Source organism: Rhizobium sp. BK377, from assembly GCF_014193935.1.
Lineage (GTDB): Bacteria > Pseudomonadota > Alphaproteobacteria > Rhizobiales > Rhizobiaceae > Rhizobium.
Genome location: NZ_JACIAC010000007.1, coordinates 26,996 through 48,375 on the forward strand (window position 1 = coordinate 26,996; position 21,380 = coordinate 48,375).

Genomic DNA, 21,380 nt, shown 5'->3' on the forward strand with positions numbered 1-21,380 from the left:
ATCAAGGCAGCTTGGAACTGCGTCATTGCACACCGCTCGGCCTTAGTGTCATTGTGACCATCTAAAACAAAGACAGGACGGGAGCCGCTATTAGCGGCTCTGCGTTTTGGCCACGGCGTCCAGGAATCCGATCCGCTCCCGTGCGCTTGGAGGCAACTCGCTTCGCGCACTGTCAGCAGAGTGGAACTTAGCACCTAAAGGCGGACCACGGTTGACACGACCTGCGAATAACGCGCTGTTGAATGGGACATAGTTTGGCGTGACGTCGCTATGTGAAACTATTGCACCAACCGCCAAAAGCGACTTTCGCAATTTGATCATGACCTCCGAAAGAGCAGACGAGGGCTATGGTCAGGGCGATCACTTGAGGCCGGAGCCGAGCCGGGATTGATAGGGCCGATCGCGCTGTGAAACTTTGTTACACTTTTTTCGATGCGCAAACCCCAAGCGTCTGCAACAATAGGTTCAGAGGTTAGGCAGATGCAGAACACGTCGCATGTCGTGGTCGTCGACGATCACGGCGAAATCCGGGATTTGGTTCGGCAGTATCTTGAGCAGCAAGGTTACAGGGTGAGCGTTGCCGAAAGTGGCGCTGCGCTTCGACGCCTGCTCGATCGCGAGCGGCAGGTCGTTGACCTGATCATTCTTGACGTCATGATGCCGGGTGAGGATGGATTGTCCGTCTGTCGCCAGCTGCGTGCTGCCACCGATATTCCAATCATTTTCCTGACCGCTTTGGTGGAAGATACCGACCGCATCATCGGATTGGAGCTTGGTGCCGACGACTATGTCGTGAAGCCTTTCAATCCGCGGGAGCTTCTCGCTCGAATCAGAGCCGTCCTTCGGCGTTCCGCCAATCCGCTGACACAACAGCGCATCACTCAGCAGCAGAGAACCGTGCGCATCGCCAATTGGCGCGTGAATATGGGCCGTCAGGAAATATCTGGTGAGGATGGCGTCGGCATTCCGTTAAGCACTGCCGAATTCCGATTGCTTAAGGTGTTTATCGAACGGCCGGGACTGATCCTCAGCCGCGAGCAGCTACTCGATCTCACCGTCGGCAGGACGGCAGATATCTTCGATCGCAGCATCGACAATCAGGTCAGCCGGCTGCGAAAGAAAATCGAAGAGAATCCAAAATGCCCATCGATTATCAAGACGCATTGGGGTGGCGGCTATAGTCTTGCTGCTGAGGTAGCAATCGAATGAGTCACGTCTGGAACAGAAGCCTCGCGACGCAGCTTATCGCCTTCACCCTTGCGGCCTTGCTCGTTTCCCAGGCGCTGACGTTTCTGATTTCGTGGAAAGAGCACTCCCGAGCACTTGACGCAGCAGCCAAGAGCGAGTTCCTCAGTCGAGCGCGCACGATGACCCGTCTCGTAGAAACGGTTCCGGCCGAGTACCAAAGGCAGGCGCTGCTGGCAAGCGAGACAAGCGATTCGCGTTTTTGGGTGACGGACCGCGAGGCGGAGGACGCTGGGGCATGGCGTCAGACGGCTGCAGCGGAATTTTCCCGCCCTCTGGAAAACTTCGTAGACCTCGTCAGAATTTTTCAAGACGGTTCAGCCAGGACTCAAATCCCTGATGCGAAAAGAGTGGCAGTGTCAAACCTCGGTGAGGGGTGGCGCGTTCCAATGCAAAGTCTTTGGGCGCTCCCGCAGCCTATCAAATATATCTATTTCGATGGGTCGAGGGGCTATGGCTTGGTTATCAAGGTCGATGATCGCACTTGGCTGAACGCGGCATTTTATATGCGCCAGACCGGAGGATGGTGGACATCCACGTCGCTGGCCTCGCTCTGCCTGACGGCCGTCGTCCTGGCGTTGATCGGTGTGTTCTTTGCCAGCCGCATTTCAAGGCCGCTGCGACAGCTTGCGGCCTCAGCCGAGGCCTTGGGGAGGGGAGAAAACTTGCCGCCGATTTCCGAAGAAGGACCCGAAGAAGTCCGGCGCACCGCCGAGGCCTTCAATAAGATGCAAAGCCGGTTGCACCGGTTCGTTGAGGACCGGACGAAGATGCTTGCCGCCATCGGACATGACCTGCGAACACCCTTGACGACGCTGAGGTTGAGGACTGAGTTCGTTACGGATGAGGAGATCCAGCGGAAAATGCTGTCTACTATCGATGAGCTCCAGGCAATGACTGAAGCCGCCATTTCTTTTGCTCGTGGAGAATCCACCGAAGAAGAAACGCGCGACATTGATCTCGAAGCGCTGGTCGGAAGCATTTGTGACGATCAGTCAGATCTCGGCCAGCCAGTCGATTTCGTTGAAGGCGCAAAGTTGACCTACCGCTGCCGCCCGGATGGCCTCAGACGTGCCGTGAGAAACCTCGTTGAAAACGCCATCCGCTATGGCGGAGAGGCACGCGTCTTCATCCGACCAACGGCTGCAACCGTCGATATTATTGTCGAAGACCGCGGCCCAGGTATCCCTGAGCCCATGCAGGAAAAGGTTTTTGCACCTTTCTTCAGGCTTGAGGGGTCTCGCAATCGAGATACCGGCGGGATTGGGTTGGGCCTTTCCATCGCGCGGGCGGTTGCTAGGCAGCATGGTGGCGACATTTCGTTCATAACACGCAATGGCGGCATGCAAGCCGTTCTTTCCCTGCCACGGGACGGCCGCGTGGAACCGTCAAAGGTCAAGAAGGGGCGCGATTGGAAGCTCCTGCGAGGATCGATTGGGTCGCGCACCCAGAACCTTGCTGAAAAACAGTCAAAGCCGCGGACACAACAGTAATTCCGGCACTGTCTTCGCACCCCGGCTTGCCATCTTCATCCTTAATACCCAGAAGTCCTGCTGATACTGGCGTACTCGTGGCACGGTCTCGGCATCACTTAGAGGCCGGTGACAATCGATTACATTTTGCTTCACCTTCGACACAGCTCTGCGATATGGCAAAGCTAACCTTTCCATCATGATCAAAGCGAGCGGTGTCTCTGACATTCCGCCAACCAACCGATTTGTGAGGCGCGCAAGCACATTTGCAACGTCCATTGCGGTTGATCGGATGGCTGACAAGGAAAGGAAAACTCATGGCACACGAGTTCAGCAGCTACGGGTTCGAAAGACACATCGTCCCGACGATGATTGAAGGGGTGCTTGCCGATATCATCCTCTTCACCTCCATCATCGCGCTGACGGCACTCATGAGCCTGACCGGAGACTGATCGGGATCGGTTCGGCCGGCGACAGTTTTGGCGGCGTTCGGTATGCCCGTGCGACAGAGCCGGTGCAGCTTTCCGCCGCCGTTCAGACGAGGCCGAGGGCGTTTAAAGCGGCGCGATGGTTGATGACGATGCAAGCATGAGGAGAACGATATGCGAAGGGCACCTGTCCAGGGGCGGCACCGCAATCGCTTCGTGGTTTGGCGCGTCGCAGCCGCATCTTTCGCCATGCACGGATGTGAAGCTGCGGGGTGGCCGACGCCGTTCCAGTGCCCGCTGAACGTGCTGGTGTTGACTGTAGGCCTTCTTAAAGTCTTCGGCGGCATGCTTCTCGCGACCGACGTCTGCCCGCCAGGTGGCGAAACCGACCACGGGGCTTCTGATTGGCATCGGCGCCGATCAACCGGCGCGTCTGCGTACGCCGATGAGGCGTGGAGACCTGTGGCGGCCAGTTTTCGAAGGAATGCCGGGATGAGCGCCCGCCGCCTGCGCCCTGATTTCCCTTCGCCTTGCTAGCCGAGAGATTGATACAATTCCCCGGATTCCTGACAAACACACACGACAAGTTCAAGCTACGATCCAGTCGAGCGAGACCCCTTTACCCTAAGTCCAGCTCCACGGCATCGACAGCCTGCCTTGGATGGCGATGCCGGATAACGCGAAGCTGCGGGTGTCTTCAGGTTGATTTCGAGGATCCAATATGAACGAAACCGTATTCATAGAGAAATTTCCGACGCCCATTCAGGCGAAGGCGACCGACGATCCGATCGAGATCCTGCGGTTTGCAGAAGAGCAATTTCAAAGAGGTGCGGTTGCTGTTGCGATGCTCGTCAGCATTCGGGGTGGGGCAGCGCGCTCTCCTGGATCGCTCATTGCAGTCGCAGCTGACGGCAGCTACTGCGGCTTTGTATCGGGGGGATGCATTGAATCCACGGTGGCCTTCGAGGCTTTGCTCGCGATCTCTCAAGGAAAGGATCGCGTAGTAATGTTCGGCCAGGGCTCCCCCTTTTTCGACATTGTTCTTCCATGCGGAGGAGGGCTCACCGTGGCAATCCATGTCTTGCGTACAGCCTCAGTCCTCCGATTTGTACTCGAGCGACTTGAGCGCAGGCAGCCGGCGGGCGTTCGCTACTCGCCGCGAAATCAGGTTCTTGCACCCACCGACCCGCCTGCTCAATCGGGCTGGATTGAGGAGGACTTCTTATCCGCCTACCGTCCGCGCACGCGCGTGGTCATCTCGGGGCGTTCGTTGGAAGCGCAGATGCTCGCTCGCTGTGCAACTGTTCTCGACTTTGATGTCACCCGGCTGGAAAGCGCGGATGGCGATTATGTTGCAAGAGCGATCGATGCTTATACGGCTGTCGTGCTACTCCACCACGATCTCGATGCAGAAAAGCGGATACTTGCAGCGGCGCTCGCTTCGCCGGCCTTTTACATCGGCGCTCTCGGCAGCACGCGGACACATGCCAAGCGTATCGAGATGCTGGCAAGTTCCGGCGTTTCTAAGGCTGACATCGAGCGGATTAAGGCTCCGATTGGATTGTTCGGACCAGCGCGCGATTCAGCTTCGCTTGCGCTTTCCGTGCTTGCCGAGATCGCTGCTGTGCGGCAGGACATAGGCGAACAATAATGCAATAAAGTCGCTGCGATCCAGGTCGTAGCCACCTTTGCAGAAGGGCTTTGCGACAACTCCGCATTTCCTTGGCTAATGCGCTAGCAGTTGCTTGCCCTCCGGTCATGCTTGGCGCCTCTAGGAGTGGCGCTTCTACTGCAGACAATGTGGGGTGGGGAAATCGCCTTACAATCGGCGCGGTGAAGCCGAGCGCTCTGATGCCGCTTGATGTTTTCCTGCCGCCGTGGTTGGATATTCTCAATATGGATCGCTGCGGTAGGACGGTTGTTGGTCCTGGAAAGCAACACGTTCGCAGGCTGCAAACTCTACGTGCGCAAAATCCCTCCCGCGGCTTCAACTGCATCAGGCGTATCGACGTCGATGAGAGCGCTGTCACCAATCTCGACATCGACAATGGGAAGGCCTGAGCCTTTGATCAACTCACGTGCGCCTTTGTCCCCCTTCAAATTCTTCAATCGGCTATAAAGCGCTTCAGGAATAATGGCCGGGTTGCCGGGCTTGCCTCGCGCGGCGGCACGAATGATCGATTTGCCGCGTGCGGCCCGAAACGCTGTTATAAGAATTTCCAGGTCCATCACCGTGAGAGCAGGCATATCGGCGAGCATGATCATAATGCCATCCGGGGCTCCTACCTCGGCGGCTGTGACGCCGAGGGCAAGCGAACTTGCCATCCCCGATGAGAACGCAGCATTGCGAACGACTGTGACCGGCAGATCTTCAATGGCGCGCTCTAAATCGACGTGTCGATAGCCAGTCACTGCGATCACCGGGCGGCCGTTGGAATTGCTCGCCGTGATCGCAGAGCGGCGGATGAGCGGCATCCCATCAAATTCCGCAAGCAACTTATGGGCGCCGATCGTGCCCATTCTGCTCGATTGTCCCGCCGCAAGGAGAACAACAGCAACGGAAATCGGTCGGTTTGATCGTCCCTGCATCGAATTTTCAGCCTCAGGCCACCAAGGGGTTGCCGATGGCGGTGCGCTGACGTCGCTCTGAAATTCACCGGAACAATGCTTTCGCTGCGATCGATCGGCGGGAATGAGGCATTTGCAGGAAGCCGCAATTTCCTGGTGCTCCGTCATATCGATCTCCTCGCTGGGTCCGGTGTGCTCCTGAGCCGATGTTTAGGCAAACGATCCCAACGAAAATGCTATCATTATTTTGTCGTAAGAGTGTGTCGCGCCGTTACCAAATTGTGTCGAAGGCTCTCGGTTCTAGGAACACCCAAACGGCGCCGTGACGGCGTAAGGAGAGATTTCCGACCTCAGGGACGCTCTCCCGATACGTTCGCGATGAAGGCCTGTAGGTCGCCCAGAATCAGGTCGGCTCTTCTAGGGCGGCTAAATGCCGGCTCTCACCATATCGGTCCAATGCACGATGTCGTAGGTTTTCTCAGCAAAAGACTGGGGCGTGGGCAAAAACACGAGAATGGGAAATGCCGCGCATCGATGCCGAAGTTGTTGGTGGCGTTGGTTTGAGTTCCGGCACACCAGCGCAAGACGCCGAGTGTGCTCAGGCGGGCGTTGACCTCTTCCTAAGACTTTCGAAATCCTTATTTGAAAGGCCAGTGATCTGAACTCCGCGCAGCTATCCACCTCGTAGCACTTGCCTTGGTTGCTGTTTGGATGACCAAGCTGGTGTGCCTCAAGTTTATTGGGTCTTTTCGACGGTCTATCCGCGCGTGCGCTGGCACCGCGCTCCCCACGATCTATTGGTTTTTGCGCTGCCCGACAAGGGCTGGCATCTTGTCCATCAAGAGGAATTTCTGCTCAAACTGATGGATCCCGCCGCGGCGCTTTCGCGCAGGGGGTACACGTGCGCCGACACGCGTTTCAGCCTGGAGATCCACGGTCAGGAAATAGAACATCTTTCGGTTTCGATCATCGACGGCGTCGCGTCCGTCAGCCAAGATCACCAAGCATCGGAAACGATCAGCATCGCAGCCTCTGGGGTTTCGGTCGGCCGCGTTCCTTCGCCGCACTGGCGGCCTCGATGGGTCCGATGAGGCAATCATGATCCTTGATCGCGTATTCACCGGGCCTCCGCCCTGGGTCGGAGAGCATTTCTAAATGCGCGGCCTTGAGCGCACCTCACCAGCAAAGAAGAGCGGCTTAGGTGATCGGATAAGTAAGCCCTGCGAGCGCCTCACGGCATGCCATTGCCCGATATTGCAGCTTAATGGAAAATCCCGTTTTGCTAAGCGTATTTGCGCGCGATTTCGAGGTCAGGCGCCAGAGCGTTTCTCCTCGCCGGCGGGAGTCCTTGTAAATCAGCCCCATATGAACTAAATGTGGTTACGTAACCACGATCATGGGAGGCTTGTTATGAGCGTCACCACACTTTCGGGCCGAGAACTTAATCAAGATTTAGGTCGCGCCAAGCGAGCCGCCCAGGAAGGGCCTGTGATCATCACCGACAGGGGCCGGCCCGCGCATGTCCTTTTGTCGTTCGAGGATTACAAGCGGCTTACCGGCAAAACGCGCACGCTCGGCGATATGCTCGCGGCGCCGGGTGCGGAGGACGTCGACTTGCCGCTCGTGTCGCGCACGGAACATGCTCAGCCGGTTGACCTGTCCTGATGCTGCTGCTCGATACCAACGTGGTGTCGGAGTTGCGCAAGGTCGCAAGCGGCAGGGCCGATCCCAATGTCGTGGTTTGGAACGAGACCGTAGATCCGGAAGAGACTTTTATTTCGTCTGTCGTTTTGCATGAACTCGAGATTGGTGTCCGGCTGGTGGAGCACAATGATGCTGCGGCCGGGAAGGTGATGCGGAATTGGTTGGAAAATGCCGTGTTGTCCGCGTTTTCCGGACGTATCCTCCCCCTTGACGAGTCGGCCGCCCGTCAGGCAGCCAAATGGCATGTGCCTCACCCCAAGCCAATCAACGATGTCTACATCGCAGCGACGGCGTTCACGCGGCGAATGACGCTGGTGACACGCAACGTCAAAGATTTCGAGACCCTCGGGGTCGCACTTAAAAATCCCTGGGATGCTCCACTCGCCTGATGTGTCAGTCGGCGTAGGATCGCGTCGGCAAGGCAGCCAAAGACCGGGGGGTGGCACTAAGGCCATGAATACCTGGCGTGGTCACGATTAGCCGAAGAAGTCGAATTGGATCAACGCTAGCGTTGTTTCAAAATCAAAGAGCCCGTATCTGTCGCGGAGGGCTGTGTTCGAAGCCCCAGCTTTCCGTTTCTAGTCAGTCAGACTAGTCAGATATTTGAGGCGCTTGACCTGAGGTTGATAGCAACGTCGAAATTGGCGAGATCGAACGCCCGTTGCCCCTGAGGGCGTGCGTGATGGTCTGCAAATCGCTGGCCAGCTGACAGGTGATCCCAATGTTCTGCGCGCCCTGAGGCAAGCCAAGAAGATAGAGAAGTGCGCGTTGGCGATCTGTACGCCTTGAAGACGCACGCCATTGAGGATGAGGGATTTTCGCCTATATTCCGTCGCAATCCGCCCTGCGAGAAGCAGAGGCTGTCATTGAAGAAGCCGAGACGATCAAAGTGTCAGAACGCGATCATCTTCGTATTCTTGAGCTTCTGGAAAATCCGCCCAAACCCAACGCCAAGCTTCGAGCGGCGATTGCCGGTTTGCCCGACAGCCTATGACTTTACCTCCATGGCATGAGGAACCGATCGCCAAGTCTCACGGTCGGGCGGCCTTCGATTGCGGCGACAGTCAAATGAACGAGTTTCTGCTCCACTTTGCCCGACAGAGCCATGAGCAGAATGCCTCGAAAACCTTCTGTGCTATCGACGACGCAATGCCCGGCCGGATTCTTGGGTTCTATACGATCGCGCCTTCGGCAGTCGAGCATGCGACTGTGCCAGATGCAATGACACGCGGTCTTGCCCGCGATGATGTGCCGGGCTTCAGGTTTGCGCGACTGGCTACCGACCGCGCGGTTGCCGGGCAGGGACTGGGAGGCCGGCTCCTAGCCGCCGCAGCGCTCCGCTGCCTGCGACTTGCAGGAGAGGGCGGGGGACTTCTACTGATCATCGATGCCAAAGGCGAGCGAGCCGCCAACTGGTACGCTTCCTGTGATGCCGCTCATCACCTTCGCGGCCGACTTGCGTGCCAAAGGTCTCCTTTGAGTCCGTAAGACGCGGGCGTTAAGGCCGCGGATCTTTGCCGCCCGTCCGGGAGAGGGGCAGGCAATTCAGGACCGCAGAACGTGTGCGATTGAGGTTCCTGCCGCTTGCCGGGGCGCGTAGTGATCGCGAAATCGGTCGGCAGTAGACGCTCAACGGGCGTAGCGCAAGTCACCGTTGGACGATCACCCTGGTTCCCGGTTGCACCATCTCGTAAAGCTCTTCGACGTCCTCGCGGTACATCCGAAAGCATCCGCTCGATGCATTGGTGCCGATAGAAGAGGGGTCGTTGGTGCCGTGTATGCGCAGCAGGCCGTCGGCCAGGTAAATTGCGCGAGTTCCAAGCGGATTGGCAGGCCCAGCCTTCACGACCTCTGGAAGCCTTGGGTTCTTCTGTCGCATGCTCGGCGTTGGCCGCCATTCGGGATGCATCCGCTTGGATACAACCCGGGTTGTTCCGTACCATTGCTTGCCTTCACGACCTACAGCTATCGGGTAAGCGAACTGCTCTCCGCTTGCTGTCGTGTAGATAAGGGTGTGCTCCCGTGTGGCGATCACGATGGTTCCCCTGCCAGTTCGCGTCGATGGTTCGCGCCGTTCCTGCAAAGGTTCCCGATAGCCAGGTTGGGGCTCGTAGTAGGGAGGTGGGGGATAGGGGCTGTAGGGGTCCTCATACCCATACGGGTCGTATTCGTCGTATCCATCATACGGCGCGTAAACCTGGGCTTGGACATGCGCCGCTGTCAGAAAGAGGCTCGCAGCAAGTAGAACCAGCAATCTCATTTTATGCCATCCGCTTGTTATACAAGCATGATTGGGCAGAATGTCTGTGGCGGCACTATGGCATAAAAACACTATGAACGGCCATGATGATTTGCTCGGAAGGCCCAAGCTTGCGGGTACGGCACGCTTCGCCTGACGATGCGGCAGCTCGTTTTTCGCTGGGAAACAACGCCGACATTGTGAGGATGTTCGGCGTCAGCCATTCCAACACGAAACCTGTGACAATGGATGCGGCTGATGCGTGGGCTCGCGGCCACGCGACCAATCCTTACGCTTGGATTATTGAACTTGCGGGACGGCTGATAGGAGAAATCAAACTCCACGGCATTCATGCGCAGGATCGCAGAGCGTCAATGGCAATCGCAATCTGTGATCCCATGCAGCTTAGAAAGGGACATGGAAGCGAAGCCATCCGCCTGCTTTTGCACCACGCCTTCACCGAGCTGAATTTTCACCGCATTGGCATAAGGGTTCTTGCTTACAATGAGCGAGCAATCAGGCCCTACCAGAAGTGTGGATTTGTGATTGAGGGACGGGAACGAGAAACCGTCTTCGTAGACGGTGTGTGGCATGACGATCTAATAATCGGCATACTCTCCAGAGAATTTCAGGCGTAGCCGTCGCCGAAGATGTCGGCTTCGGGCCGAACCCCTGCCGGCCCTTCGCATCACAAGGAGCTCGCCTATCCGGCTACTCGGGATCGCATGACACGGTGGTCAGGCGACGGTTTTTGAAGAACTTGGTAATGGTGCGACACCGGTAACCTTTCTCGCCTTTGGCTCTCCTTCAGCGTTGTCCGCGGGGTGATTTCAGCGGCTATGTCTTTCGCGGTTCGTACCCGGCCGTAGCCATTGCACCGTAGGCCGGTTAGCTGACGGTCTAGCTCGCAAGTGCCCTTAGAGAACCCCAAGATATCGGACGTAAGTGATGCGTCTCTAACTGACGTATGGGATCCGAATATGACTTTCTTGGCAAGATTGCTTTGATCGGGGTCGTGCCGCAGCAATCCGAAGAGAGACGCCAGTCCTACCGAAGGAGGCCGTCGCGTCCGAACTCGTCCCATCCACTTAGCCTGGTCGCGGCTTCCTCCGCGCGTTCAGTTTGTTCGGCTTTTTCCTTTTTCTTCAGCGAACGGGTCAGCTTCGCCTGGTATGCGGCCCGCCTGCGATTTTCCGCTTTCGCCGCAGCGTCTTCCTCCCTCCATTCGTCCACGGCGCCGCGATCGAGCAGATCCTCAACAACTCGGGGGTCGAATACGTGAAAGGTGATCTTCCTTGCACGCCCTTGCAGCCTGACTGTTCGCGTTCCAGCGCTTGGCAGGCGACCGTCTTCGAGCCAGCGCTTCCGCTCTGCTGCCGTGATTGTCAGGATATCCTCGATCTCACGCGGAATGATCGGAAGATCTGCGATGTCGTCGAGCGCACTGGAAACGGCCGATGCCGTTGCTCTGAATGCTGTCTTCGAAGTCTCTGGCATGACGAGGATGAGCCCGCCTGCGTGCATATTCAGCGACTTGCGGACCGGAGATGGTAGTCGTGAGCGGATTTCCTGCAGAATTCCCTTCACTCGGACACCGGATCCGAGGGTCACAGCAACTGGAAGCGGCCACTCACTGATCAGTTCGGGATCGTTGCTTTCCTTCTTCTTCGTCTTAGGCATGTCGCAGCAAATGGTGTCTAAGGGGCAGAACGTCAACGGAACTCTGCGTGATTTCCTACGTTCTCGCAGCAGGTGGAGCCCCGATGTCTGTGCCAAATGAGCCCATTGTGCCGCCTCCATCACCGCCGCCGTTGAATTTGTACAATATAATCAAATGCCGAGTGACAATGGTGCCCGTTCAACACTCTCGCCTGCTGGAATTTCTAGCTTCTTTGAAGCGCCGGCAGCGATCGTCCGCAGAGACGACACGCACGAGGCAGATCCGGAAAATAAGATGGTGGCGGAAATATCCGCTCCATCAAGTCGAACTTGCAGTTCAGCAACGGCGACTTCGACACCCGCCTTTTCGAATGGGAAAGCCGTGAAGAAAATTCTGAACACCTCAGTAAAAAGGCAACCGGATCCGCGCCCCAAGAAACGCACGACGATGATACTCCCTAAGCGGCACCACTACGTCCCTGAAATGTTGCAGAAGAACTTCGTCGACGAAGACGACCGCCTCTGGACGTTCGATAGCCGAAACAGGGGGAGGGGTATTTGGCGTAGCTCGTATGAAAACCTGTTTCTCGAGGGCATCTCCATAGCTATATCCATCCGGAACGCACAAAAGACCCTCACTGGAGAAATCTTCTCGGATCTGGAAAGCGAGCTGCTCCCGTCACCCGCAAGCTATCGATGCGGCGCAGCGTGATAGCTGCCCCGGACTGACCAAAGCTGAGCGTCTAACGTGGGACGTCTTCTTTTATAAGCAGTCGCGCCGTGTCCCTGATTTGTTCGCCTCCTTGATGACGTCGAACAGCATCGCGACGAAGTTGAGCGAATTCTGGATGAGTTGGAGCGCCCCGGACGACGGCCTCACCAATCAGGAACGACGCGAGCTTCTCGATCCAGACGCGCTCAGACGCATGCGGAAAAACCTCAGGGTTGCCGCTCTGAAGACAGGAAGCGACGACGGTCTGAAGGTGATCGGCGTGCGTGGCATTGTCATCGGCCGGGTGGACAATTTCAAAAAGCCCTTCGTCCTAGGAAGCCGTCCCGTCGTGAAATTGACGCCCGTGAGGATAACGGGACCTTCGCTGGTGGATAGGTCTTTTCCTCGGTAGACAAGGTGTCGAGTACAACCGTAACCGTAACCGTCGTCTCGCTCTCGCCATAAATAGCGAAAGTCTCCATGGCGCTGAAGTGTTTGCTCATTTCGTTCACCCATTTGCACGCTCCAGGCTCGACGTCTACGTCCGATCACCAAGGCCATCGTTACGCTCCGGTCAGTTGAGCATCAGGGGGACTGTTCGCATCCGATCAGCTTTTACCCGCGCTTCCTCGACGTTCTGCGCAGGGAACATCCTGACGAAATAGTTGTCTCCCGGTTGGGTACGGCTTTGCAGTTCTCGCTCAATAGCTGCGGCTTCGGCTAAATTATCAAACACCTCGTGTAGCCGATTGCGTGTGTCGTCGGTGTGTATCGCATAGACATAGTATCGCATTGGGGCCTCCTTGGACCACTGGCGAAGCCGGCTCAGCCTTTCCGGGCGTGAACAAAGCCATGTAAGCGACGGCAACAATGATCGCGATGACGAATATCGTCAGCACGAACTTAATCATGCCTTTGCTGGCTTTTCGTTCGGTGTCGCTCATGAGAACTACAACATGGCTCGGGCGCCGAAGTTCCGTTTATTGGCAAGCGACGACCAGGACGCATGATTCTTGCAAACGGAGGGATACTTTCTCGCAATTCCTGTTGCGCGCGCTACCTCTGATTCCAGAAGGAGTCCGAACTTGGAAAATCTCAAAGAGTTTGCTTCAAGCACGAATGGCGATCGGTGGTTTCTCGGCGTTGACGCTGCCACCAACAGCGAAGTCGTTGTTCATCGTGGCAACCCATCCTCCGGTGGGCATGAAACGACAATCCCAGTGAGTTCATTCTTGAATCAGCGGCCGTTTGGTCCGGAACATCAGGCTTTGGACTCGTTGCTCGCAGATCGAAGAGCATCCAAGAGCGAAGCCCCCGCCAAGCCGGTCGAGCGGTAGGGAAGGCTCCATCACAAGTCTCGACTTCTCAGGGGCAAAGGCCGTATGCGGAAGCACCGGCCATTTACTATTGTGTCTTGCCGGTGCCATAAGGCGGGCCAGCTCATCACCGGTTAGGATTGGCTCCGGGATCTGCCCGCGCAGCGTGCTTGAGGACACCAAGGGCGGTCTGTTCGTATCCCGCCGGGGTGAGATCATCCCGGCCGAAGCTGTGGTTTCTACAGCTACGATGCGAAATATACCGATGAGGATGGGGCGGCGCTGAGCATTCCGGCGAAGCTTCCGGCGGATCCTCTCACGTCATGCGTTACCCTTCTCCGACAATTAGGGGACGATCGAGTCACGGAAGCGGTCGACGCCTACCGGCAGGATTACGGCGCTCGAGGCCTGCTTTTCAGTGAGGTTTACGACGGTATCCCTGATGCTCTGCTGGCGATGAGACAATCTGCCAGACTGTACCTGGCTACGTCGAAGCGCGAGACATTCGCACGCAGGATCCTTGAGAATAAGGAGCTGGATGGGTTGTTTGCCGGTATCTACGGATCGACGCCGGACGGCCATATCGACCATAAGCCGGAACTGATCGCCCATGTGCGAGAATGGCCTTGAGCGCGATCACTGCGTCATGGTCGGGGACCGGCGGTACGACGTTGCCGGCGCCGCAAACCTGTTCCGCCCCCGGCATCCGTTAGGCGGGAAGCGAGACCACTGTAGGCATGTCCACCACCTGTGAAACCCAGAACTCTCATCCCGGCGCGTCTGGCGGCCAGGACGCCAGCGACGGAATCCTCGAGCTTCGTGAACAAGCCACGCAGTTCCGGTTCCTCAACCAGTCGGCCGGCGTCGCCCAGCCTAACCCCCGAAAGGTAGGCGGAGGAGTCAATGTGTCATGTTAGTAGTGCCTTGAACGCGAACTCAACGAGGTGAAACAGCGCAGGGCGCCGCCGGGATGATCCGCTGTAGCACCAAAGAGCAAAATCCGCCGTTCGACCGCATATGCCAGACTTGCCGAAAACTCCGCCCCGCCCCGTATTAGAGGCCCCGTAAGTGAGCGGTCCTAGAGACGGTGACGGCAGGTTACTTAGCCTTCTGGAACGAAAGTTCCCGAACTACGTTGTGCTCCGTTGTCCCGCACATTCGATGCGAAAGACGCCCAGCCGGTTCAGCGATCCACGCCAGCGTGACGCCGCAAATATTTGGGCGATACGTGTCAAACAGCCCTTTAATTGCGGGTGTTTGTCAAGCGCCTGCAACATCCTTGCCGGGGTCATGGTCCTTTCCGAGGTCGTTGCCTCATGATGTTGTTCGGGTCGAGTGCTTCAACGTGTCCATCGATGTGCCTGTTGGGCCATCAGCCGATTGACCGAAGTCACCGCAACCACCGTCCCGGCGGGGACATTGCAGACCCCGTCTAGGGCCTGCAAACTCAGGTTTAGTTCAAGCGGTTTTCTGAGCATTCCATTCAAAGGTGGTGCCGTCGACCCAGATGCAGTGAAGAATGACAGCGAGCTTTCGGGCAACGGCGCCCTTGGCCTTTTTCATCCCGATGCGCTTCGCAAGCCGCAGCCCCCACGCCTTCAATGTGCACCATTTCTTCGTCCTGTGCAGCAGGACCGACGCGGCCTCGAACAGATACGTTCTTAACAGTCGATCGCCCCATTTCGATGTCTTGCCGTTCGTGTCGCTCTCCCCAGATTGCTTTCGCCTGGGTGTCAGACCGAGATATGCGCCAACTGTCGCGGCCGATCGGAACCGACTCGGATCGTCGATGGTGTGACGGAACGTCAGCGCTGTGACGACGCCGATGCCTGGCACGGTCATCAGCCGACGGCTTGTTTCGTCGGCGCGTGCAAGAGCGGCGATCCGCTTGTCGAGCTTTTCCTGTTCGCCGCAAACTTGTTCATGAATGGAAAGCAGCGGGGCGATGACATCTTTGAGAGGGTGTTCGGCATCGACCAATTCCGCCACCTTACGCCGGAACATCGACCCAATGGCGCGATCGAAGAGCAGTCCATACTCCTTCACCATCGCTCGTATCTGGTTTTCGATCGCTCGTCTTATTTCGATCAGGCGCGAGCGGGTTACGAGCAGGGAGCGAACCTGCTGGCTCTCGGCACTCTTGACCTTCACCTCCCGGTACCAGCCGATGCGAACCAGCTCCGCTAAGCCTCGGGCATCATTCTCGTCGCTCTTGTTCATGCGCACCGATAATGCGGCTTTCGCGTGCCGTGCGTCGATGCAGACGACAGGTAAGTCGATACGCCTGAGCTCATGCCACAGCCAGCTCGACATAGCTCCAGTTTCAAAGCCGATGCGTTCCGCAAACGGCGCTTTCCTCCGGATCAGCTCTGCCAGGGCTCCGGGATTCGACTTAGCTCTACCTTCGAAGATCAGTCTTCCGGTCTCGTCCACGACACAAACGGCTGTTTCCCGTTGCGATACGTCCAGGCCAACATAGTGTTTCATGCGAGTCTCCTTCGAGGATGGGGCTCAAATATTGAGCGTCATTCCAAGAACTAAGGCGAGCAATTACGTCATGGTGTCCAAAATTCACCCCTAATTGGAGTGCGCCCCTCGGGGTGGACAATGATCAGGCTGCTGATTTGCCAGTCTGCCGGATGTGTTGATCCTCGAACTGTTTGGGGGCTCAGGTAGCCGAGTGCTGAATGGAGCCGGCGCTTGTTGTAGACCTCCTCGATGAAGTGGGGAAGGTGTTCAGTGATGTCTTCGAAGGTTTCGAAGGCCATCGGATAGACCGCCTCGACCTTCAGCGTTTTCATGAAGCTTTCGGCCTTGGCATTATCGTACGGATTGCCGCCGCGGTCGAGTGGCCACCCGGCGATGGATTGCGAATGGCGGTGAGACCGCCGGCTGGGCAAAGGCCGGGACGGCAGGCAGACCGCAGCCGTTTGGCACAGCGCCCGCCGAGGAGGCCAAGCAAAAAGATTGAGCGCCCGAGCCGATCTCGTCTTTCATGCTGACAAGCTATTGGCCAATCCCGCTCGTGGCAGCATCGTTCAGCAGAGTGGTTAATGCGGTGACGAGCTGGGCATGGACGAAAGGCTTCTGAAGCAGAACGCTATTGGGAACGCCTTGAGCTGCCCATTCCTTGGCGCTGTCGCCTGTCATATAGATCACTGGGATAAGCGGCTGCAATTCTCGCGCTCGGCGAGCCAAATCCCAACCGTCTGTTTGTCCTGGCATCCTCACGTCGGTTATCAAGGCGCAAAAGCGAGCAGAGTCCTCTTCCAAAGCAAGAATAGCCTCATCCGCATCCGATACGGCGCGGTGCTCGAAGCCTGCTTCCGTCACGACGTCTTCGAGACTTAGTTTGATGAGTAATTCATCTTCAGCGATGAGAACAAGCAGCTTGCTACTGTCTTCGCTGATGATTTTCTGAAAAGTCTCGGCGCAATCATCGACCACGAGCGCGTCCTGCATTGGCAGGCGGGAGCTCTTAGCCCTCAGCCGCCAGCGCCTACGAATTCATTGCTGACGATGAGGGATACGTAGAGCTTTTCTGTATTAAGTCCATCCTTAATCCATGGAGGACGGTATTAGTCAGGGCAAGAGGCAGCGTCCTGAGCCGCACATTCTTCCGGCACAGGTGTTCGACACGCGCGGGTGAACAGGGGAGATGTTCATCGAGAAGGCGGCTGATGGTTCTCACCCCTTCGAGATCGAAGAAGCACCACAACGTGACAATTGAGCCACCTCAGTCCGATCGTTCTATAGCCTCGCGGCTCCGGCCCCGGATCTCTGAGCGTCGCAGATCAAAGCTTATGCCGACGTCTCAAGAGTCCGTCAGACCTGTCGCCGGTCAGGCGAGCGGCGTGAAAGTGGGTAGCCCGGCGCGTCATAGAGCGCGCGAATCTGGTTCTGATCAAAACGCGCCTCGTCAATCTCCAACATAGAGCCACGCTGCTGACTGTTTGGCATGTCCTCTACGGCGAAACGCAGGGCTTCGGCAGCTGTCTCGAACCGCCGATAGCGAGGGCCGCTTGTTCCACCTTTCGACTTGCCGGCGTAAAGTCCAGCTCCGCCCGTATAATCGAACCGGGTCACATTTGAGCCCTCGCGGTTGCGACAGGATGACGGAGGCGACGGGCGGCATCTCGCACGGTCCGTTCGCTATCGCGCAGTTGGCGCTGGCGCAGCTGCATCCCTTTTCGAAGGTTGAAGAGCTTTTCGGCACTGGAACCGGCTTCGGCGGCAGGTGCACGAAACAGCCCTTCTGCGGATTTTCGGGTGGTGTAGCTTGTCATTTTGTCCTCGAAGAATGAGCGCGCTATCGCGCCCTTTGCGATGGTATTGGCGTGACAACGACGAGCTATTTCTTGCTGACACTCGCGGTGTGGCCGCCCGTGAGCTTGACCTGCGAGCCAGAGGGCGCGGGTGTCACTGTTGCGGTCTTGTCTTTTTTCGGTTTACGGATTTCGCGGTTGCTACGCGTTTGGCCTTTGGCCATGGGTTTATCCTTCGGCGCCTAAATGTCGGCGCTGTTTGAGCTGGAGTGATTTGGGTCCGCGTTTGTCTCGAAGCAAATTTGCTAAACTGGGAGGAGCGTCCTGCCTTGAAGTATCGTCCGCATGCGGGTTCCGTCGATGCCGAAATTTAGAAAGGCACTCATCGCCGCCAGGGGTAGGTTTCGCTGAGCGGCTCGGGTGACCGCGGTCTCGAGAAGCGCGCGAAGGGTCGCTTGTTCATGATATCCGAATGGACTCGAACGGGCCAGATTTTGTGAAACGTAGCCGGAATACTCGTTGGAAGACATCGTGTCCTCCTCTCGTTTTGGTAAGGCCGTCGGAAAGACAGCGATGCCTATGATGCGGCTATTGCGTCTGCCACATGCCTGCCTCGCCGTTTGGGCAGGCTATTGTCATTTGTGCCTGCGATGCCGCTCGGGCCGGATGTTGCAGCGGTTGAAACCGGACCCGTCCTTGCGGACGCTTCGGAGATTAAAATTGCCAATCTCTGTGGCGGGAAAAACAAAAGGCCGGGCATGAACCCGACCTCTCACAGTCATTCAGCTTTGCTGCCAGTACATCCGTGGTCAGCGGTCGAATGACCTTATCACGCCGCTTGAAGGTTGTCGGCAGAACTCTTGCCGGACTTGCGGTCCTGGACGATGTCATAAGTGATCTTCTGACCATCCGAGAGCGAACGCATGCCGGAGCGCTCGACGGCAGACACGTGCACGAACACATCCGTGCTGCCATTGTCAGGCTGAATGAAGCCGAAGCCTTTGGTGGAGTTAAACCACTTTACAGTACCAGTGTTCATAACGATTTCCTTTCGAAGCAATCGTTGTGGTTCCCGCGATGCCTTGCGGAATAAGATCGATTATTTGAGAGGAAATCCGACGGGAGCATAAAGCTCTGGAACGACGTCACAAGCATTGGTCGATAATCAACATATAAGCTCAATTTTTGGTTTTGCAATACCTATCTGGTTTTTGTTCTAAGCTCCTGCTGTGTTGGTCGTATCGAACCTGTGTCGCGCAACCAGTCTCTCGTGCGTTCGACAAAATTCCCAGCGTGCGACCCTGAATTTTCCAAAGGAGCTTTCGCTGGCGATCACCATCACCGCGATGTTGGTAGCTATCGTCGACATCCATAGAAGTACACCTTCGCGCATCATCCCCATCGGCAGCCGTTGCTGAAACAGGAAGAGCCAGGCAGGGCCTATTCCAAACATCACCAGCGGATGCCGATAAAGGCGATATCCAATCTGTCTCCACCGGGACCGACCATAGTATTCCGTGACGGTAAGAGTGGTAATATCCCCGACGCCGCGCTCATCGAGATTGCCGGCCGACGCGTGGTGCGTAGCATGCGCCCTGCGCCAATAGTCATGAGGCGTCAGGGTAAGGACGCCGAGAACGCGTCCTCTCCAGTCATCGAAGCGCGAAGCCGAAATGAACCGCGAGCCAAGTCAGCGTCCAGAAGGCGACGAAAGGGCGTCAACTCGAACACGCTGCGGCCCGCATGCGGCTTGCGATATTTCGCAAGGATTTTGAGCCAGGCTTTTTCGTCCGAACCTCGTTCCATGGATGACTTTGTTTCCGCGATCATCGTTGCATGCCGGCTTTCTCCAGGGCTGCCGCGAGATAGAAGTGTTCAGCGTGCTGATAAAGGTTCTCCGCCTCGACCCCGTCACCGGCATGGGCGGCTTCTCGGGCTGAAACCATATATTGTTCATATCGTCTCATTAAGTTCTGCGGGCTCGATATTACTTTTTTATCTGCGGTGGCTCGAGCACGGCTGCTGGCAAACGGAGTAGAATTTCGGCGTGGTGATTTCAAAACAACAATTCAAGCCTGCATGAGGCCTGCTCCATAAAGGTCGTAATTTCGGGAATGATTGACGGCGACTAATCTAGGCGAACTCGCCAATGGTATCGCCCCTCGGGGCGGCATCGCAGTTGAAGGTAGCGTACCGCGGCATTACGGCCGTTTGATGTTGCTGGTCTCCCGGTGTCGGCACCAAACAGTTGAAGGCGGCCTAGATTCGAAGGGCGAGTTCCCAATGCGATATCTTGGCTCGGGCTGTTTGTTGCCCGACTGAAGCAGTACCCGTAAACAGGCCTGATGCTGCAGGGGTATTCTGAATAGGAGGGCACAGCGGCTATGGCTTGGCTTCGGCCGGCTTTAACCTTCACCGCGTTGCTGATTATAACCCAAAGCAGAGAGTCAGCCGGTCAACGTGTCCAGCAGATCGGCAATCTTGATGGTCGAGAAGTTCGAGAACGTGTCGCAGATGGCGTATGGTAGCACGATCTGATCGTTGTGACGCATGGCGCCACATGTGTAGACGACGTTCGGTACATATCCCTCGCGTTCCGACGGCTCCGGGTGAACGAGCGGCTCTTTCGAGCGGGCGAGAACCTTGGACGGATCACGTTTGTCGAGAAGGGCTGCGCCGATTGCGTATCTTCGCACGGGTCCGACGCCATGCGTGAGAAGCAACCAGCCTTCGTCGAGTTCGATCGGCGATCCGCAATTGCCCATTTGCACGAATTCCCACGGAAATTTCGGCCCGAGAATGATCTCGCCGCCATTCCAGACGTGGAGGTCATTGGAACGGATCAGGTAAAGGTTTTCATTGTCCTGACGGCCGATCATCGCAAACTGGCCGTCGATCTTTCGCGGGAATAAGGCCATCCCCTTGTTCTTTGCAGCTGTCCCCATGAGAGGTGTCATCCGGAACGACAGAAAATCTTTAGTCTCGAGGAGTTCAGAGCGAATGTCTCTGCCATTATAGGCCGTGTAGGTGGCGTAATAGGTTTTGTGCCCAGCCTCTTCGAACTCGACGAAGCGAGCATCTTCGATGCCGTTCGACTGCGCAGCGCTGACTGGAAAAATCACCCGCTCACTGATTGGCTGCTCGGAGAAAAACCTCAGTTCCAAAGGCTCGTCGGGAGATGTGGATAGGGGATTTTCAACAACGGGAATGGACGCAAGTCGCGCCGTGGGTTCGATATCCACAGTGCCATCCTGGTCGACAATTCCCGATCGAAAGGTGAGAGACGAAACATGTCCTTCGCCGACCGCACGCAGGCTCAAGACAAAGCGCTTGCTGCCGCTTGGGACCCCTGACTGATCCGCATGGGCGACAATGCTTGGGTTGAACAGAGCGGATGCCTCGAAGGAATATTCGTGCATGAAGAAGGCACCGACGAGTTGGCGTTGCACCTTGGTGAAAGTAATATGCGGTGCGAACGCCTCTTCCATTTCATAAGCGCGCTTTTCGAACGTCGCCAGCAGATTACGGTGTCGGCCCTCGAAGTTTTCGAGAATCTCTGCAAGTTGCTGCTTTGCGACCTCCATGTCGAGGCCGAGCACACGATCGACTATGTGATTGGCACGCGTTTTGTCCGTCGGCTTGAGATCTCGCGGTTCCGCGGCTGGCTTGAAGGGCCGCACCACGACGCGCGTAGGATCCGGTCGTAGGAAAAGTGCTTGGCGGTTGAGAAATGCTGTCTGTGACACAATGATCTCGATCTGATTTGAGGCTG

Annotated in this window: 25 protein-coding genes and 5 pseudogenes; 18 read left to right on the forward strand and 12 right to left on the reverse strand. The window is 56.8% G+C overall.

Features of this window, described 5'->3' with window-relative positions; genetic code table 11:
- Positions 1–480: 480 nt before the first annotated feature.
- From FHT92_RS23810 to FHT92_RS23820, 4 genes are all read left to right on the forward strand, one after another.
- Positions 481–1,209: a response regulator gene (locus tag FHT92_RS23810; protein ID WP_183749893.1), complete on the forward strand. Its 729-nt coding sequence runs from the start codon at positions 481–483 to the stop codon at positions 1,207–1,209.
- Positions 1,206–2,738 carry an ATP-binding protein gene (locus FHT92_RS23815; RefSeq protein WP_183749892.1) on the forward strand — a complete coding sequence of 511 codons (1,533 nt, stop codon included), beginning with the start codon at positions 1,206–1,208 and terminating at the stop codon, positions 2,736–2,738. The genes FHT92_RS23810 and FHT92_RS23815 overlap by 4 nt, the downstream gene beginning before the upstream one ends.
- Positions 2,739–3,034: 296 nt before the next feature.
- Positions 3,035–3,169, forward strand: coding sequence for a hypothetical protein (locus FHT92_RS29670; RefSeq protein ID WP_281412890.1), 135 nt, complete (start codon positions 3,035–3,037; stop codon positions 3,167–3,169).
- Positions 3,170–3,866: 697 nt separating this feature from the next.
- A complete protein-coding gene (locus tag FHT92_RS23820) occupies positions 3,867–4,796 on the forward strand; it encodes an XdhC family protein (RefSeq protein WP_183749891.1) in 930 nt (309 codons plus the stop codon).
- A 308-nt stretch (positions 4,797–5,104) separates the two neighbouring features.
- Here FHT92_RS23820 and FHT92_RS23825 read toward each other — a convergent pair whose 3' ends face one another.
- A complete protein-coding gene (locus tag FHT92_RS23825; protein WP_312858784.1) occupies positions 5,105–5,881 on the reverse strand; it encodes a nucleotidyltransferase family protein in 777 nt (258 codons plus the stop codon).
- A 353-nt stretch (positions 5,882–6,234) separates the two neighbouring features.
- Here FHT92_RS23825 and FHT92_RS23830 point away from each other — a divergent pair, with 353 nt between their 5' ends.
- The 7 genes and pseudogenes from FHT92_RS23830 to FHT92_RS29400 all read left to right on the forward strand — a co-directional run bounded on the left by FHT92_RS23830 (position 6,235) and on the right by FHT92_RS29400 (position 8,897).
- The gene (locus FHT92_RS23830) at positions 6,235–6,375 is read left to right on the forward strand and encodes a heme-binding protein (RefSeq protein ID WP_183830551.1); all 141 of its coding nucleotides are present in this window, start codon (positions 6,235–6,237) and stop codon (positions 6,373–6,375) included.
- 105 nt (positions 6,376–6,480) lie between these two features.
- Positions 6,481–6,804, forward strand: a complete 324-nt coding sequence (locus tag FHT92_RS23835) for a hypothetical protein (protein WP_183749890.1) — start codon at positions 6,481–6,483, stop codon at positions 6,802–6,804.
- The gene (locus tag FHT92_RS29865; protein ID WP_409527170.1) at positions 6,746–6,868 is read left to right on the forward strand and encodes a sterol carrier protein domain-containing protein; all 123 of its coding nucleotides are present in this window, start codon (positions 6,746–6,748) and stop codon (positions 6,866–6,868) included. Before FHT92_RS23835 ends, FHT92_RS29865 begins: the two co-directional genes overlap by 59 nt.
- Before the next feature lie 255 nt (positions 6,869–7,123).
- On the forward strand, positions 7,124–7,378 hold the full coding sequence (locus tag FHT92_RS23840) for a type II toxin-antitoxin system Phd/YefM family antitoxin (RefSeq protein ID WP_183749889.1): 255 nt from the start codon (positions 7,124–7,126) through the stop codon (positions 7,376–7,378).
- Positions 7,378–7,806: a type II toxin-antitoxin system VapC family toxin gene (locus tag FHT92_RS23845; RefSeq protein WP_183829944.1), complete on the forward strand. Its 429-nt coding sequence runs from the start codon at positions 7,378–7,380 to the stop codon at positions 7,804–7,806. Before FHT92_RS23840 ends, FHT92_RS23845 begins: the two co-directional genes overlap by 1 nt.
- A 443-nt stretch (positions 7,807–8,249) precedes the next feature.
- Positions 8,250–8,411, forward strand: a pseudogene (locus FHT92_RS23850) (DUF1778 domain-containing protein); the annotation flags it as partial.
- Positions 8,408–8,897 (forward strand): annotated as a pseudogene (locus FHT92_RS29400) (GNAT family N-acetyltransferase). The pseudogenes FHT92_RS23850 and FHT92_RS29400, both read left to right, overlap by 4 nt.
- A gap of 168 nt (positions 8,898–9,065) precedes the next feature.
- On the opposite strand, the gene FHT92_RS23855 reads toward FHT92_RS29400, so the two are convergent.
- The gene (locus FHT92_RS23855; protein ID WP_183749887.1) at positions 9,066–9,677 is read right to left on the reverse strand and encodes a L,D-transpeptidase; all 612 of its coding nucleotides are present in this window, start codon (positions 9,675–9,677) and stop codon (positions 9,066–9,068) included.
- Positions 9,678–9,760: 83 nt separating this feature from the next.
- Between FHT92_RS23855 and FHT92_RS23860 the strand changes: the two genes are divergently transcribed.
- On the forward strand, positions 9,761–10,294 hold the full coding sequence (locus FHT92_RS23860) for a GNAT family protein (RefSeq protein ID WP_312858785.1): 534 nt from the start codon (positions 9,761–9,763) through the stop codon (positions 10,292–10,294).
- 409 nt (positions 10,295–10,703) lie between these two features.
- On the opposite strand, the gene FHT92_RS23865 is transcribed toward FHT92_RS23860, so the two are convergent.
- Positions 10,704–11,336: a hypothetical protein gene (locus FHT92_RS23865; protein WP_183830496.1), complete on the reverse strand. Its 633-nt coding sequence runs from the start codon at positions 11,334–11,336 to the stop codon at positions 10,704–10,706.
- A 154-nt stretch (positions 11,337–11,490) separates the two neighbouring features.
- On the opposite strand from FHT92_RS23865, the gene FHT92_RS23870 reads away from it, so the two are divergent.
- Positions 11,491–12,027, forward strand: coding sequence for a hypothetical protein (locus FHT92_RS23870; RefSeq protein WP_183829947.1), 537 nt, complete (start codon positions 11,491–11,493; stop codon positions 12,025–12,027).
- A 136-nt stretch (positions 12,028–12,163) separates the two neighbouring features.
- Entirely contained in the window at positions 12,164–12,439 is a 276-nt protein-coding gene (locus tag FHT92_RS23875; RefSeq protein WP_183829950.1) for a hypothetical protein, read from the forward strand.
- Positions 12,440–12,601: 162 nt separating this feature from the next.
- Here FHT92_RS23875 and FHT92_RS23880 read toward each other — a convergent pair whose 3' ends face one another.
- Positions 12,602–12,820, reverse strand: a complete 219-nt coding sequence (locus tag FHT92_RS23880) for a hypothetical protein (RefSeq protein WP_183749884.1) — start codon at positions 12,818–12,820, stop codon at positions 12,602–12,604.
- Between the two features lie 10 nt (positions 12,821–12,830).
- Here FHT92_RS23880 and FHT92_RS23885 point away from each other — a divergent pair, with 10 nt between their 5' ends.
- The 4 genes and pseudogenes from FHT92_RS23885 to FHT92_RS29870 all read left to right on the forward strand — a co-directional run bounded on the left by FHT92_RS23885 (position 12,831) and on the right by FHT92_RS29870 (position 13,973).
- A complete protein-coding gene (locus FHT92_RS23885; RefSeq protein WP_183749883.1) occupies positions 12,831–13,037 on the forward strand; it encodes a hypothetical protein in 207 nt (68 codons plus the stop codon).
- 75 nt (positions 13,038–13,112) lie between these two features.
- Positions 13,113–13,364: a hypothetical protein gene (locus tag FHT92_RS23890; RefSeq protein WP_183749882.1), complete on the forward strand. Its 252-nt coding sequence runs from the start codon at positions 13,113–13,115 to the stop codon at positions 13,362–13,364.
- Positions 13,365–13,506: 142 nt separating this feature from the next.
- Positions 13,507–13,655: pseudogene (locus FHT92_RS29405) on the forward strand (D-alanine--D-alanine ligase A); the annotation flags it as partial.
- On the forward strand, positions 13,632–13,973 hold the full coding sequence (locus tag FHT92_RS29870; RefSeq protein WP_348644773.1) for an HAD family hydrolase: 342 nt from the start codon (positions 13,632–13,634) through the stop codon (positions 13,971–13,973). The pseudogene FHT92_RS29405 and the gene FHT92_RS29870, both read left to right, overlap by 24 nt.
- 828 nt (positions 13,974–14,801) lie before the next feature.
- Here the strand turns inward: FHT92_RS29870 and FHT92_RS23895 are convergent.
- The 8 genes and pseudogenes from FHT92_RS23895 to FHT92_RS23930 form a co-directional block, all read right to left on the reverse strand.
- A complete protein-coding gene (locus FHT92_RS23895) occupies positions 14,802–15,830 on the reverse strand; it encodes an IS110 family transposase (protein WP_183829952.1) in 1,029 nt (342 codons plus the stop codon).
- Positions 15,831–16,006: 176 nt separating this feature from the next.
- A pseudogene (locus FHT92_RS29415) lies at positions 16,007–16,192 on the reverse strand (integrase core domain-containing protein); the annotation flags it as partial.
- 157 nt (positions 16,193–16,349) lie between these two features.
- Positions 16,350–16,805: a response regulator gene (locus tag FHT92_RS23905; protein ID WP_183749879.1), complete on the reverse strand. Its 456-nt coding sequence runs from the start codon at positions 16,803–16,805 to the stop codon at positions 16,350–16,352.
- 889 nt (positions 16,806–17,694) lie between these two features.
- On the reverse strand, positions 17,695–17,832 hold the full coding sequence (locus FHT92_RS23910; protein WP_167078042.1) for a hypothetical protein: 138 nt from the start codon (positions 17,830–17,832) through the stop codon (positions 17,695–17,697).
- Positions 17,833–18,437: 605 nt separating this feature from the next.
- Positions 18,438–18,647 carry a cold-shock protein gene (locus FHT92_RS23915; protein ID WP_183749878.1) on the reverse strand — a complete coding sequence of 70 codons (210 nt, stop codon included), beginning with the start codon at positions 18,645–18,647 and terminating at the stop codon, positions 18,438–18,440.
- A 285-nt stretch (positions 18,648–18,932) separates the two neighbouring features.
- Positions 18,933–19,438: pseudogene (locus FHT92_RS23920) on the reverse strand (fatty acid desaturase); the annotation flags it as partial.
- Positions 19,435–19,668, reverse strand: a complete 234-nt coding sequence (locus FHT92_RS29675; protein WP_210278581.1) for a DUF4167 domain-containing protein — start codon at positions 19,666–19,668, stop codon at positions 19,435–19,437. The pseudogene FHT92_RS23920 and the gene FHT92_RS29675, both read right to left, overlap by 4 nt.
- A 387-nt stretch (positions 19,669–20,055) precedes the next feature.
- Positions 20,056–21,354 (reverse strand): glycoside hydrolase family 130 protein, encoded by a 1,299-nt coding sequence (locus FHT92_RS23930; RefSeq protein WP_183829955.1) that lies wholly within the window; start codon positions 21,352–21,354, stop codon positions 20,056–20,058.
- Positions 21,355–21,380: the final 26 nt, after the last annotated feature.